This window comes from Nocardia sp. NPDC057440 (genome assembly GCF_042802915.1).
GTDB lineage: Bacteria > Actinomycetota > Actinomycetes > Mycobacteriales > Mycobacteriaceae > Nocardia.
In genome coordinates this window covers 67678-80703 of record NZ_JBHVDF010000020.1, presented here as the reverse complement: position 1 = coordinate 80703, position 13026 = coordinate 67678, and the positions used below count along the sequence as shown (strand labels likewise).

The following is a 13026-nucleotide window of genomic DNA, read 5'->3' as shown; positions in this document are numbered from 1 at the left end:
CGGCTCGGCCGATGAATGTCAGCGGACGGCAGGGATCATCGAAACGTCGCGGACTCCAGGACCGTCGACCGGCCGCAGGTCACGGCCGTGCACCCGTTCCCCGCACGCCGAGCACACCGGCTCGAGCACCGTGACGTGACCGCAGGTCTTGTGCAAGGACTGCACCGGCGGGCCGTCCGGAGCCGCCCACTCGTCACCCCACTGACGCATCGCGGTGAGCACGAGCCAGAGCGACCGCCCCTTGCGGGTGAGCCGGTAGTCGTGGCGGACCGGGTTCTCCTGGTACGGCACTTTCGTCATGATGTCGTGTGCGACAAGGTGTTCCAGACGCTGGGTGAGCACATTGCGCGCGATGCCGAGACGTTCGCGGAAGTCGTCGAAGCGAGTCACTCCCATCAGTGCGTCGCGCACGATCAGCAGGGTCCACCACTCGCCGACCACCTCCAGGCACTGGGCAATCGAGCAGTTCATGTCCTCGAAGCTCGTCCTCCGCATCGTCACAGCATAGTCGGTTGCTTCAAAGAACTCACTCGCCTATGGTTCGTTGCATGATGCAACTCACTCAACGGCTCGGCGACGAGTTCGCGCTGGCCGAACTCGACTACCGCGTCTGGCGGGCACACGTCGACGACAGCTGGCGCGGCTGGACCGGGCCGCACGGTGGCGTTGTCGGTGGACTGCTGATCGAGGTCGCGCGTCGCGCGGTAGCAAGCGACCTGCCGGTGCGGGCGGTCGACGTGCGCTTTCTCGGCCGACCGGCCGAGGGGACGTTCACGTTCCGGGCGACCGAGCATCCAGTGGGCCGCAGTACCACCGTCGTCGATGTGGTCGCCGATCAGGAAGGTGTGCTCGTTGCCTCGGCCGCGGTCACTTTCGGGCGGAGCGCGGCGACACAGCTGCCCGAGCGGCCCGCGGCGCCCGCCCCGCAGGTCCCGCCGCCCGCCGACTGCTGGAAATTCCGCCTGCCACCAGAAATCGTGCCCGTCGGCGCTCATTTCGAGATTCGTCCCGCCGCGGGCCCGCTGCCGTTGAGCGGGTCGGACGAGGCGTGGATGTGCGCGTGGATCGCACTGATCCCCCAGCTGCCGACCGACGCCGCGGTATTGGCCGTGCTGGCCGATGCGCTGCCGCCCGGCCTCTTCCCTACTCTGACCGCACCGGTCGCGGTGCCCACTGTCACGTTCTCGATGCACCTGCACACCGATTTCACCCGGCCGGTATCGCAGGAGGTGCTGGTCCGCGCGACCAATGCCAGCACCGCCGGCGGCTGGTCGGTCGACGACATCGAGATCTGGGACCGCGGCGGCCTGCTGCTGGCGACGGCCCGCCAAACCCGTCGAGTGCTCGGCTGAATCGGAGAAGCGAACGTGAATACCGTTGTGTCAACCACAGATCGGCCCGCCGTCGATTCGCGAGTCGTCCTCGCCATCGTGTCGGTCGGCGTGCTGCTGTCGAGTCTGGATCTGTTCATCGTCAATGTCGCCTTGCCGGATATGGGCAAGGATTTCGGCGACGCCGAGCTGTCCGGGCTGTCGTGGGTGCTGAATGCCTACGCGATCGTGTTCGCGGCGCTACTGGTGCCCGCGGGGCGGCTCGGCGATCGCGGCAGCAACCGGACGACCTTCCTGATCGGTCTCGCCGTGTTCGTGCTCGGTTCGGGGCTGTGTTCGGCCGCATGGAATATCGAGTCGCTGGTGGCCTTTCGGGTGCTGCAGGCGGTGGGCGGCGCCATGCTGACCCCGTCCTCGCTCGGCCTTGTGCTGGCCGCGACTCCGGCCGAGCGCCGTCCGATGGCCGTGCGGCTGTGGGTGGCCTTCGGCGGCCTCGGCGCCGCACTCGGCCCGGTGATCGGCGGGCTGCTAGTCGAAATCGACTGGCGCTGGGTGTTTCTCGTGAACGTGCCGATCGGACTTGCCGCGTTGGCCTTGGGCGTGCGGCTGCTGCCCCGCCCGCGCGGCGACGGCGGGCCACTGCCCGATGTGTTCGGCGCGATCATGCTGATCGGCGCCATCGGCGCGTTCATCCTCGCCCTGGTGAAAGGGGAGGACTGGGGCTGGACTTCGGCGGGCGTGCTCACATCCTTCGCCGTCGCGGCGGTGCTCGCCGTCGCATTCGCGATCTCCTCGGCCCGCCATCACAGTCCCGTTGTCGACCCAGCACTGCTGCGCGCGCCCAACTTCGCACTGATGGCGGGTAATTCACTGTTCTTCCAGATCGCATTCGCCGGCATGCTGCTGTCGGTGGTGCTCTGGGCGCAGAATGTCTGGGAGTGGTCGGCCCTGCGCACCGGATTGGCGATCGCGCCGGGCCCCTTGGTGGTGCCGGTCGTGGCGATCCTGGCCGGTCGACTCATCAGCCGGATCGGCGCTGGGCCGGCCATCGCCGCCGGTGGCGTCGCCTTCGCCGCGGGCATGGTGTGGTGGGCCACCGCCATCACCCTCGAACCCGACTACGTGGGTGGTCTACTGGGCGGCATGGTCGTCAGCGGGCTCGGCGTCGGGCTCACACTGCCCACCGCGTTCGCCGCGGGTAGCGCAGGCCTGCCTCCCCAGCGATTCGCCACCGGATCGGCCGTGCTGAGCATGTCCAGGCAGATCGGCCTCGCCGTCGGTGTCGCCGTCGTCGTGGCAACCCTCGGCTCCCCCACCGGACCGCAGCAAACCCTCGACGCCTTCCACCGCAGCTGGTACGTCACGGCAGCCGTCGCGCTGGTCGCGGGGCTTATCGGGTTGGCGGCCAGAATGCCGCGACCCGCTGTCGCACCACCGAATCCGACGAGCGAGCGTGCCGCCGTCTGACTCGACAAGCAGGCGCGGTGCCCGGCATCCCTCGGAATGGCCGGGCACCGTGCCCGTGTCAGCGACTCAGGCGCTGGAATCGCCGCACTGCCAGCGGCAGGAAGATCGCCGTGAGGATCACCGGCCACACCATCGCCATGAGCAGTGCGTGCTGTTCGATCCACGAATCACCGCTGCCCACCGGAGTTCCGAACAGCTCACGGGTTGCGGCGACCGTGGACGAGATCGGATTCCACGCGGCGATACCGCCGAGCCAGCTCGGCATCAGCTGCGGTGCGACGAAGATGCTCGAGATCATGGTCAACGGGAAGGCCACCGCGAACAGCCCACCCGCCGCCTCCGGATTCGGCACCAGTAGTCCGAGCCAGACACCGACCCAGATCAGGGCGAACCGCAGCAACAGCAGCAGCCCGAAAGCCGCAAGGCCGTTGGCGATTCCACCATCGGGCCGCCAGCCGATGGCCAGCGCGGTGAGCATGAGGATCGTCAGCTCCGCACAGGCCACGATCAGGTCGGTGACGCCGCGCCCGGACACCACCGCCGAGGACGCCATCGGCATGGAACGGAATCGGTCGATCACGCCGTTGGTCGCGTCGTACACGACCACCGTCGCGGTATTGATGAACCCGAACGCCATCGTCATCGCGAACATGCCCGGCATCAGGAAGCTCCGGTAGTCGCCGCCGCCCGGCACGCTCATCGCACTGCCGAACACATATCCGTACAGCAGCACCGACAGAATCGGGAACCCGAGCTGCCAGGCGATGTTCACCGGCTGGCGCTGATAGTGGGTCAGCCCGCGCCGCACCACATTCCAGCAATCGGCGACGGCCCAGAATGCCCGCGAGCGGGTCGGCGTCACGGTCACGGTGGTCATCAGGCGGCCTCCTCGGCAACACTGCGGTGTCCGGTCAACTGCAGAAAGACGTCGTCGAGGCTCGGCCTGCGCAATCCGATGTCCTCGACGCCGATTCCCTCGTCCTGCAGAGCGCGTGCCACCTCGGTGAGCGCGGCGACGCGGTCGGCGACGGGCGCGTGGACCCTGCGTTCGAGATCGTCGGTCTCGGGCTCCCCCGCACAGACCCTGGCGACCACCTTGGCGACCGCAGGCAGATCGGCGACCTCGGCGGCGACGACCTCGATGAGATCGGCTCCCACGGTGTTCTTCAGTCCGTCCGGGGTGTCGTCGGCGATGGCCCTGCCGTGATCGATCACCGTGATGCGGGAGGCGAGTTTGTCCGCCTCCTCCAGATATTGGGTGGTGAGCAGGACGGTGGTGCCGTCGGCGACCAACGCCCGCACCGATTCCCACACCTCACCCCGGCTGCGCGGGTCGAGACCGGTGGTCGGCTCGTCGAGGAAGAGCACCTCCGGCGACAGGATCATCGATGCCGCGAGGTCGAGCCTGCGCCGCATACCGCCGCTATATTTGCCGACACCCTTGTCGGCGGCATCGGTGAGACCGAAGCGCTCGAGCAACTCGGTCGCGCGCTGCTGGGCCGGGCGCCCGCCGAGATGAAAGAGCCTGCCGAACATTTCGAGGTTCTGACGCCCGGTGAGCACCTCGTCCACCGCGGCGTACTGCCCGGTGAGCCCGATGCGCGAGCGCACGAGCCGGGGTTCGCGTGCCACATCGAGCCCCGCCACCTCGGCCCGGCCGCCGTCGAGCCGGACCAGCGTCGACAAGATCCGCACGGCCGTGGTCTTGCCGGCGCCGTTCGGGCCGAGCAGTCCGTGCACCGTCCCGCGCCGGACGGTCAGATCGAAACCGTCCAACGCCCGCTTGTCCCCATATCTCTTGTCGAGCCCCTCGGCCCGGACCGCGAATTCGTCGCTCACTCTCGCCCTCCGCATCACCCGTCGAATCAGAACTGGGTACAACGTACCCCAATTAGGGTACAACGTACCCAGTTTTTCGCCAAGCGGTTAAGCTGGCTCCCATGACGAGCACGGAGGCCAGCGGCAGCGGCGACATCGCCCGCACTCTCGACCTGCTCTGGGACACCGGCGCCCGGCCGAGTCGCGGACCCAAACCGGCACTCACACTGGACCGCATCGTCGAAGCGGCGATCGTGGTGGCCGACGCCGAGGGCTTGGAAGCACTCACCATGCGCCGCGTCGCCACCGAGCTCGGCACCGGAACCATGTCGCTGTATCGCTATCTCCCGGGCAAAGCCGAGCTACTCGACGTCATGCTGGATCGGGTGCAGCGGCCCGCCGCCGACGCGTACCACGGCGAGGGCTGGCGCGGTGCGCTGGAGGCCTTGGCCCACGAATCCCTCGCCCTCTTTCGCCGCCACCCCTGGCTGCTTCAGGTCAATCAGTCCCGACCGGTGATGGGCCCCAGTGCCGTGGAAGGCATGGAGCTGGTGGTATCGCGCATCAAACCCATGGGCCTGACCGACCCCGAGCTCGTCTCCGCGGTCATCCTGGTCAGCGACTACGTCGCGGGCGCCGCCCGCACCCAGCTGTATCTGCAAGAGGCAGAACGCAAATCGGGCCTGACCAACGCGGAGTTCTGGCAGACCCAGGTCCCGGTTCTGGAACGCGCCATGGCCAGCGGCCGCTATCCGACGATGGCGGCACTGTCCAGCGATGCGTTCGATCCTGGCTTCGACCACTTCGAATTCGGCCTTGGCCGCATCCTGGACGGCCTCGAAGTCCTGGTCGCCGCCCGCGCCGCCGAATAGCCGCTACTCGAACCCGCACGGACGCGAGATGCCGCCCGAGAGCGGCGGCCAAGTGGTCGACCGCGGCGGCGAGCTGCTCAGCCGAAAATCCAGCTGCAGATCAACAATCCGGCGGCCACCTCGAGCATTCCCATCATGGTCGCGGTGATCACACCGAGCAATGCGGTGCGGTTGGTCGCCCTGCGCACCGCGCTGGCCGGTGACACCAGCCGCTCGGCCCTGGCCACCACCGCGGTGCCCGCAGCGTTCATGACATGCGCCGGGGTCGCCGTCCCGGCACCGACCAGCGCGATCAATCCACCGAGCAAAGGTTCGGCGCCATGCCTGCGTGCGGCCTCGTCATCGGCGCACATTTCGAGCAGCCGGTCGATCTCCTCGGCACCGACCGTCAGCAGCCGCACGCGCGGCAAGATCGTCGCCAACCCACGCACGAACGCCGTCAGTGCGGCATGCCTGCCACGCAGGTGCGCGCGCTCGTGCGCGAGCACCGCGGTCAGCTGATCGGGAGCGAGCGCGTCCAATGCGGCAGTGGTGACGACGATCGCGTCCGGCCGCCCTGCGACGCAATAGGCCTGCGGTTGTGGCGAATCCAGCACGACCGCGCCGAGATCGGGCCGCGAACGTCCGACGAGCAATACCGCCCGCGCGTGTTCCAATGTGCGTCGACGCATGCGCAGCAGAATCAGGACAGACCGCCACAACACCACCCCGGCGCCGGTGATCACCACTGCCGCGACCGCGAACGACACCGCGCGCAGCGTCGGGCTGGCCGCCTCGTTCACCGGTGTCGACAATGCGTCGACACACACGCGCACCGCCACATCCGCGTGCCAGTACGTGGCGAATTCGACGAGCAACATCCCGGCCGCCAGTAGCCACGATCCGAGCGCACCGACGACCGCCACCAGCCAGGCGGCGACGCCCAGCCTCGGCGCGGCGCCGCTATGGGTCAGCCGTTGCAGCACCGACGGCCCGAACAGCGCGACAACGCCGCCGTACACCAGGAGACAAAGGGCTACGTTCACGGCGCTTCGGGCGGCTTGTGGGAGGTCAGCCTGCGCAGCGCAGCGCGCAGGCCCGCCGATTCGTCGGCGCTGATCCGGTCGACGAAATGGCTGAGCACCAGATCCGAACGGCCGCCGGAACCGAGCGCCTCCAGCATCAGCCGCGCGCTGTGCTCCTCGCGGGTCAGGGTCGGCCAGTAGCGGTAGGCCTTGCCCGCGCGTTCGCGCGCCAGCCAGCCTTTGCGGTGCAGGTTGTCCATGGTCGACATGACCGTGGTGTAGGCGATGCCGCGTTCGGCCGCCAGTTCGTCGAAGATTTCGCGGACCGTTGTGGTCTCCGCGTCCCGATCCCAGATGCGGTCCATGATCACCGCCTCCAGGTCCCCGAATCCACGCACCGTGCCGACTCCCTCGTAGTTACTCGTCCGATTGACGCACCAGGATACCGGCTTCGCCGAATTCCTACGTAGGTAGGCCGTAGATTGTCAGCGGCGGCCGCGGAAGGTCCTGCGCAGATCGTCGACCCACAGATCGGGGATTTCCCACGGGATGAAGTGACCACCGTGGTCGTGGACGGTGAGGTTGACGTGGTTGTACCACTCGGCGCGGTCGCTGTCGAGGAAGCTCTGCACGCGCCGATCCGTGCCGACACCAGGCGGGTTCTCGTAGCCGACGAAGGTGATGCCGGTCGGCGCTTCGATCACAGGCTGCCGGTCGTGTGATGGCATCCATGGGTAGCGATTGTTGTTGGCGTAGGTACGAATCGAGGTGCCGATCGAGTTGGTGACCCAGAAGATCATGGCGTGGGTGAGCAGCTCGTCCTTGGTGAAAACCGTCTCGATGTCGCCGCCGTTGTCACTCCATTTCACCCAGCGTTGCAGTATCCAGGCGAGCATCCCGGCGGGCGAGTCGGACAGCCCGACCGCCAGCGTGCTCGGTTCCAGCACATGGGCTGCGAGGTGGACCGCGAAGCGCCGCTCCATCTCGATGATCCGGTCATGGACCTCGGCGGGCAGCCCGTCGGGGATGGGCCTGCCGCCGCTGACGTCCCAGGCCCGGTCACCCTCGAACAGACTCAGCTTCTGACCGGACCCGATGTGGATCGCGTACAGCTCGTCCGCGTATTTGTGCCCGAGCTGGCCGGTGACCAGCGCGCCGACGTCACAGCCCGCCGCCGCGTACTTGCCGTGGCCGAGAGTCTCGGTCATGAGGGTGTGCCAGAGGTCGGCGACCTTCCAGAAGTTCATGTCCGGGTTGTTCGGCAGCGGCGTCGAAAAGCCGAAGCCGGGGAACGACGGAACGATCACGTCGAACGCCTCGGCCGGATCACCGCCGTGCGCACCGGGGTCGGCCAGCTGGTCGATGACCTTGGACCAGTGCCAGAACGTCCACGGCCAGCCGTGGGTGAGGATCAATGGCGTCGGGTTCGGGCCGACACCCGCCTTGCGCAGGAAATGCACCGGCACACCGTCGACCTCGACCCGGTAGTGCTGGTAGGCGTTGATCGCGGCTTCGGCCTTGCGCCAGTCGTAGCCATCGCGCCAGTAATCGACGAGTTCCCGCAGGTAGCGACGATCAATCCCGTAGGACCAGTCACCATTGTCCGCGTCGACCGGCCACCGCGTCAGAGCCAGGCGCTGCCGAAGATCGGCGAGCACGTCATCGGGCACGTGGATCGGCGCCTGCGGCAGCGGGAACGCGTCCGCGCCGTGCACCACAGCGGGTTCATTGCTCAATTGCCTTCTCCCACAGTCGATTCGCCAGAAATTCGCCTAGTTCGACACGCCGATTCGACAAACACACCGTCATCGTAGTACCCCACCCCGGCCGCATCGTCGGTGGTGGCAGCGGCCCGAATGCTTCAATTTTTCGAACGTATGTGCGAACATGGTCTCGTGTCCGACTCCGCCCCCGCAGCACGATCCGGTAGACCCCGGATCGAAGCACGCGCGGAAGCGTCGATCCTGCATGCCGACCTCGATTCCTTCTACGCGTCGGTCGAACAGCGCGACGACCCGCGATTGCGGGGACGTCCGGTCATCGTCGGCGGCGGCGTCGTGCTCGCCGCCAGTTACGAGGCGAAGGCCTTCGGTGTACGCACCCCGATGAACGGCGCCGCGGCCCTGCGACTGTGCCCGAACGCCATCGTGGTGCAACCACGCATGTCCGCCTACGCCGAGGCGAGCAAAGCGGTGTTCGAAGTCTTCCGCAACACCACCCCCATTGTCGAAGGCATCTCGATCGACGAAGCGTTTCTGGATGTCGGCGGTCTGCGCCGGATCGCGGGCGAGCCCGTCGACATCGCACACCGGCTCCGCGCCGACGTCCGAGACCAGGTCGGCCTGCCGATCTCCGTCGGCATCGCCCGCACCAAATTCCTCGCGAAAGTGGCAAGCGCGGTATCCAAACCCGACGGCCTACGCCTCGTCCCCCCGGATGGCGAACTCGGTTTCCTGCACCCGCTGCCCGTCGAAAGACTGTGGGGCGTAGGCGAAGTCACGGCACGCACGCTGCACGGCCATGGCATCACCCGCGTCGGCCACCTCGCCGAGCTCGGTGAACCCATACTGCGCTCGATCCTCGGCCCTGGCGCGGCACGGCACCTGTTCGCCCTCTCATGGGCCCGCGACCCACGCCGCGTCGAGACCGGACGCCGCCGCCGCTCGATCGGCGCCCAACGCGCTCTCGGCCGCCGCCCGCGCCCGCCCGACGAAATCGAGGCTTACCTGCACGGCCTCACCGACCGCCTCGGCCGCCGCCTGCGCGCCGCCGACCGCGTGTGCCGAACCGTGGTGCTACGCATGCGCTTCGACGATTTCACCCGAGCCACCCGCTCCCACACCCTCACCGAAGCGACCGATCACACCGAAACCATCCTGCGCACCGCCCGCACCCTGCTCGCCACCGCCATGCCGATGATCCAGGAACGCGGACTCACCCTCGTCGGCCTGGCTCTCACCAATCTCGAGGACGCCGACGCGGTCCAACTGACCCTCCCGCTGGAACCACGCGCCAGCAACACCCTCGACTCCACCCTCGACGATCTCCGGCAGCGCTTCGGCTCCAGCGCCGTCACCCGCGCCGCCCTCATCGGCCGCGGCGAGGGCATCTCGGTCCCCCTGCTCCCCGACTGATCTCCGCGCCGATCCGCGGCCCCGGACTACGTCGCAACAGTCGGCGATCCGATCTGCCGCGCAGCCGCACTACAACCGTTCGATAATGGTGGCGTTGGCGAGACCGCCTGCCTCGCACATGGTTTGCAGCGCGTAGCGACCGCCGGTTTGTTCGAGGTGATTGAGCATGGTGGCGAGGATGCGCGTGCCGGAGGCGCCGAGGGGGTGACCGAGGGCGATCGCGCCGCCACGGGGGTTGAGTTTGGCGGGGTCGGCGTGCAAGTCGTGCTGCCAGACCAGTGGCACGGGGGCGAAGGCCTCGTTCACTTCGTAGACGTCGATGTCGTCGATGGTAAGGCCGGCCTTGGTGAGCACCTTGCGGGTGGCCGGAATGACGGCGGTGAGCATGAGCAGCGGGTCGTCGCCGGTGACAGCGAACGAATGGAAGCGAGCGCGCGGGCGCAGGCCGAGGGCGTCGGCCTGCTCCTCGCTCATGATCAGTGCGGCCGAAGCGCCGTCGGTGAGCGGCGAGGAATTGCCGGGCGTGATCGACCATTCGATCTCCGGAAACCGCGTCTGGAACTCGCCGGCGGCGAACGCGGGACGCAAACCGGCGAGCCCCTCGACTGTGGTGTCAGCGCGAATCGTCTCGTCCGCGGTCAATGTCCCCGCCGCGACGAGCTCATTGTCGAAACCGCCTGCCGCGGCGGTCCGAGCCGCGAGCCGATGCGAACGCGCGGCGAACGCGTCAAGGGTCTCCCTGTCGAGCTTCCACCGCTGGGCGATGATCTCCGCCGCAATGCCTTGTCCGATAAGACCTTCCGGGAACCGGTGCGCCAGCGGACCGCGGTTCGCGTCCTTGCCCTGTGCGTTGGAGAACATCGGCACCCGGCTCATCGACTCCACGCCGCACGCGATCGCGATGTCATAGGCCCCCGCGATCACACCCTGCGCCGCGAAGTGCGCCGCCTGCTGACTGGACCCGCACTGCCGATCCACCGTCGTGGCGGGCACGGTCTCGGGAAACCCGGCAGCCAACACCGCCGTCCGCGAAATATTGAACGCCTGCTCACCGCTCTGCGTGACACAACCACCGATCACATCATCGACAAGCGCCGGATCCAGGTCGTTGCGCTCCACCAGCGTCCGCAACACCTCGGCCAACAGCGTGGCGGGGTGAACTTCGGACAGCCCACCACCCACTTTCCCCTTGCCCGAGGGTGTGCGCACCACGTCGACAACGACGGCAGAAGTCATAACTACTCCCTGTCCAAACCAGCAACCATCACGTGAATCATCATTAACTTATCGCCACCTTACGCCAATCCCGCAGCACTGCGCACACCCAGGTCCACCGTCCCGGCCGAACGGGACACGGCTACCGCGACAAGCGCCACTGTCATGTCCCGTTCGGCGACGGACTGGAAGGGGTCAGCGACTTCGTTTGGGGCGCTTGTCCATCAGACGCAGGATGAGGGGAGTGAAGATCAACTGCATGGCCAGTTCCATTTTGCCGCCGGGGACGACGATGCAATTGGGGCGGGACATGAACGAGTCGTGCAGCATCGAGAGAAGGTAGGGGAAGTCGATCACTTTGGGGTCGGCGAAGCGGATTACCACGAAGCTTTCGTCGGCGGTGGGGATGGTGCGGGCGATGAAGGGGTTGGAGGTGTCGACGGTCGGCACTCGCTGAAAGTTGACGTAGGTGTGGGAGAACTGGGGGCAGATGTACTTCACGTAATCGGGCATGCGGCGCAGGATCGTATCGATGACAGCTTCGCTCGAGTAGCCGCGTTCGGTCTTGTCGCGGATGACTTTCTGCGTCCACTCGAGGTTCACGATCGGCACCACGCCGACCAGCAGATCCGCGTGCCGCGCGACGTTCACGGAGTCGGTGACGGCGGCGCCGTGCAGACCTTCGTAGAACAGCAGGTCGCTGCCGGGAGACAGGTCCTGCCACGGTGTGAAGGTGCCCGCGGGCCGGCCGTAGGGTTTCGCTTCTGCGTCGTCGTGCAGGTACTTGCGGACCGAGCCGACCCCGGTCTCGCCGTAGTCACGGAAGAGCGTCTCCAACTCCTTCAGCAGATTCGCCTCCTCGCCGAAATGGGAGAAGGTGAGGTTGCCGCTCTGTTCGGCCTCCACCATGGCGAGCTTCATCTCGTTGCGGTCGTAGCGATGGAAGGAGTCGCCCTCCACGACCACCGCGTTGACACCCTCGCGGCGGAAGATCTCCTGGAAAGTCCGTGTGACGCTGGTCGTTCCCGCACCGGATGATCCGGTGATCGCGACGACGGGATGCTTCACCGACATGGCATCTCCTCGATTCTCAATGGGGGGCAGGCCGGAACAGCGACCGGGAGCCGAATAACGAGCTGTCGAAGCTCGGCCCTTCGTCGGGCTCACTGTGATAGCGCTCGATCCGCTCCACCTCGTTGCGCGATCCGAAGATCAACGGCACCTGGTGGTGCACGTGCTCCGGCGGCACCTCGAGCACGCGCTCGCCACCCGTGGTGGCCCAGCCACCCGCCTGCTCGACAATGAAGGCGATCGGATTGGCTCCATACAGCAATGACACCCGCCCCGGCCGCAGTGGCGGCCTGGCGTCGTGCGGGTACAGGTAGACGCCACCGCGAGTGAGAATGTGGAAAGTGTCGGCGACCAGCGACGCCACCCAGCGCATATTGAAATCACGGCCACGCGGCCCGTCTACTCCATCGAGGCATTCGTGCACATATCTGCGCACCGGCCGCTCCCAGAAGCGCTCGTTCGCGGCATTGATCGCGAAACCCGATGTGTCCTCGGGGATTCGCATCCGCGGATGGGTCAGCACGAACGCGCCGATCTCCCGGTCGAGAGTGAACCCGTCGACCCCGCTGCCGGTGGTGATCACCAGCATCGTCGCCGGGCCGTAGAGGGTGAACCCGGCGCAGACCTGCCGCACGCCCGGCTGCAGGAAGTCATCCGCGATCGGCGCCGCGCCGCCCTCGGAAGCCCGCGCCCGATCCGGCGCCCGCAGCACACTGAATATCGTTCCGACGGGCAGATTCACGTCGATATTGGAGGAGCCGTCCAACGGGTCGAAGGCCAGCAGATACTTACCGCGCCGGTGGATGTCCGGCACCGGATGAATCTGCGTCATCTGCTCCGACAGCAATGCCGACAGATGCCCCGTCCACTGGGTCTCCGAAACCATGATGTCGTTGGCGATCGCATCCAGTTTGCGGTGCACCGTCGGCGGCAGATTGTCCGGCGCCGCCGCGCCGAGCGAGCCGACAATGGCTCCCCGCATCACCTGGTTGGCGATGATCTTCGTCGCTGTCGCAACAACATTCACCAGAGCGGAGAACTCACCGGACGAGCCGGGGTGCCGGTGCTCCTCCTCGATGGTGTAACGGGTGAGGGTCTTCAGTCCTTCTGGCAT

The 13026-nt window shown here is 67.2% G+C and carries 13 protein-coding genes; 4 read left to right on the top strand and 9 right to left on the bottom strand.

Going from position 1 to position 13026, the window contains the following annotated elements; genetic code table 11:
- Nucleotides 1-18 precede the first annotated feature (18 nt).
- Complete coding sequence (locus ACFU4Z_RS31340; RefSeq protein WP_379070285.1) at nucleotides 19-495, bottom strand: winged helix-turn-helix transcriptional regulator; 477 nt, start codon at nucleotides 493-495, stop codon at nucleotides 19-21.
- Nucleotides 496-548: 53 nt separating this feature from the next.
- Here ACFU4Z_RS31340 and ACFU4Z_RS31335 point away from each other — a divergent pair, with 53 nt between their 5' ends.
- Nucleotides 549-1352: an acyl-CoA thioesterase gene (locus tag ACFU4Z_RS31335; RefSeq protein ID WP_379070282.1), complete on the top strand. Its 804-nt coding sequence runs from the start codon at nucleotides 549-551 to the stop codon at nucleotides 1350-1352.
- Nucleotides 1353-1379: 27 nt separating this feature from the next.
- A complete protein-coding gene (locus tag ACFU4Z_RS31330) occupies nucleotides 1380-2798 on the top strand; it encodes an MFS transporter (RefSeq protein WP_379070279.1) in 1419 nt (472 codons plus the stop codon).
- A 58-nt stretch (nucleotides 2799-2856) separates the two neighbouring features.
- Here the strand turns inward: ACFU4Z_RS31330 and ACFU4Z_RS31325 are convergent, their stop codons facing one another.
- Together ACFU4Z_RS31325 and ACFU4Z_RS31320 are read right to left on the bottom strand one after the other, a co-directional pair.
- Nucleotides 2857-3675: an ABC transporter permease gene (locus tag ACFU4Z_RS31325; protein WP_379070276.1), complete on the bottom strand. Its 819-nt coding sequence runs from the start codon at nucleotides 3673-3675 to the stop codon at nucleotides 2857-2859.
- Complete coding sequence (locus ACFU4Z_RS31320) at nucleotides 3675-4637, bottom strand: ATP-binding cassette domain-containing protein (RefSeq protein WP_379070274.1); 963 nt, start codon at nucleotides 4635-4637, stop codon at nucleotides 3675-3677. Before ACFU4Z_RS31320 ends, ACFU4Z_RS31325 begins: the two co-directional genes overlap by 1 nt.
- 101 nt (nucleotides 4638-4738) lie before the next feature.
- Here ACFU4Z_RS31320 and ACFU4Z_RS31315 point away from each other — a divergent pair, with 101 nt between their 5' ends.
- Nucleotides 4739-5488 (top strand): TetR/AcrR family transcriptional regulator, encoded by a 750-nt coding sequence (locus tag ACFU4Z_RS31315; protein WP_379070271.1) that lies wholly within the window; start codon nucleotides 4739-4741, stop codon nucleotides 5486-5488.
- 77 nt (nucleotides 5489-5565) lie between these two features.
- Here the strand turns inward: ACFU4Z_RS31315 and ACFU4Z_RS31310 are convergent, their stop codons facing one another.
- From ACFU4Z_RS31310 to ACFU4Z_RS31300, 3 genes are all read right to left on the bottom strand, one after another.
- Nucleotides 5566-6513, bottom strand: a complete 948-nt coding sequence (locus ACFU4Z_RS31310; protein ID WP_379070269.1) for a M56 family metallopeptidase — start codon at nucleotides 6511-6513, stop codon at nucleotides 5566-5568.
- Nucleotides 6510-6890: a BlaI/MecI/CopY family transcriptional regulator gene (locus ACFU4Z_RS31305; RefSeq protein WP_379070266.1), complete on the bottom strand. Its 381-nt coding sequence runs from the start codon at nucleotides 6888-6890 to the stop codon at nucleotides 6510-6512. Before ACFU4Z_RS31305 ends, ACFU4Z_RS31310 begins: the two co-directional genes overlap by 4 nt.
- Before the next feature lie 87 nt (nucleotides 6891-6977).
- A complete protein-coding gene (locus tag ACFU4Z_RS31300; RefSeq protein WP_379070264.1) occupies nucleotides 6978-8228 on the bottom strand; it encodes an epoxide hydrolase family protein in 1251 nt (416 codons plus the stop codon).
- A gap of 141 nt (nucleotides 8229-8369) precedes the next feature.
- On the opposite strand from ACFU4Z_RS31300, the gene dinB reads away from it, so the two are divergent.
- Nucleotides 8370-9626 carry a DNA polymerase IV gene (gene dinB, locus ACFU4Z_RS31295; RefSeq protein ID WP_379070261.1) on the top strand — a complete coding sequence of 419 codons (1257 nt, stop codon included), beginning with the start codon at nucleotides 8370-8372 and terminating at the stop codon, nucleotides 9624-9626.
- Nucleotides 9627-9695: 69 nt separating this feature from the next.
- On the opposite strand, the gene ACFU4Z_RS31290 is transcribed toward dinB, so the two are convergent.
- The 3 genes from ACFU4Z_RS31290 to ACFU4Z_RS31280 form a co-directional block, all read right to left on the bottom strand.
- Entirely contained in the window at nucleotides 9696-10862 is a 1167-nt protein-coding gene (locus tag ACFU4Z_RS31290; RefSeq protein ID WP_379070258.1) for a thiolase family protein, read from the bottom strand.
- Between the two features lie 174 nt (nucleotides 10863-11036).
- Nucleotides 11037-11915 (bottom strand): phosphoribulokinase, encoded by an 879-nt coding sequence (locus ACFU4Z_RS31285; RefSeq protein ID WP_379070255.1) that lies wholly within the window; start codon nucleotides 11913-11915, stop codon nucleotides 11037-11039.
- Between the two features lie 16 nt (nucleotides 11916-11931).
- On the bottom strand, nucleotides 11932-13026 hold the full coding sequence (locus ACFU4Z_RS31280) for a class 1 fructose-bisphosphatase (protein WP_379070253.1): 1095 nt from the start codon (nucleotides 13024-13026) through the stop codon (nucleotides 11932-11934).

Bases quoted from the DNA above. Each gene is read 5' to 3' on its own strand.
- ACFU4Z_RS31315 (WP_379070271.1), top strand. From the start codon at position 4,739: ATGACGAGCACGGAGGCCAGCGGCAGCGGCGACATCGCCCGCACTCTC.
- ACFU4Z_RS31280 (WP_379070253.1), bottom strand. From the start codon at position 13,026: ATGCCAGAAGGACTGAAGACCCTCACCCGTTACACCATCGAGGAGGAG.
- ACFU4Z_RS31285 (WP_379070255.1), bottom strand. From the start codon at position 11,915: ATGTCGGTGAAGCATCCCGTCGTCGCGATCACCGGATCATCCGGTGCG.
- dinB (WP_379070261.1), top strand. From the start codon at position 8,370: ATGTGCGAACATGGTCTCGTGTCCGACTCCGCCCCCGCAGCACGATCC.
- ACFU4Z_RS31325 (WP_379070276.1), bottom strand. From the start codon at position 3,675: ATGACCACCGTGACCGTGACGCCGACCCGCTCGCGGGCATTCTGGGCC.
- ACFU4Z_RS31335 (WP_379070282.1), top strand. From the start codon at position 549: ATGATGCAACTCACTCAACGGCTCGGCGACGAGTTCGCGCTGGCCGAA.
- ACFU4Z_RS31340 (WP_379070285.1), bottom strand. From the start codon at position 495: ATGCGGAGGACGAGCTTCGAGGACATGAACTGCTCGATTGCCCAGTGC.
- ACFU4Z_RS31290 (WP_379070258.1), bottom strand. From the start codon at position 10,862: ATGACTTCTGCCGTCGTTGTCGACGTGGTGCGCACACCCTCGGGCAAG.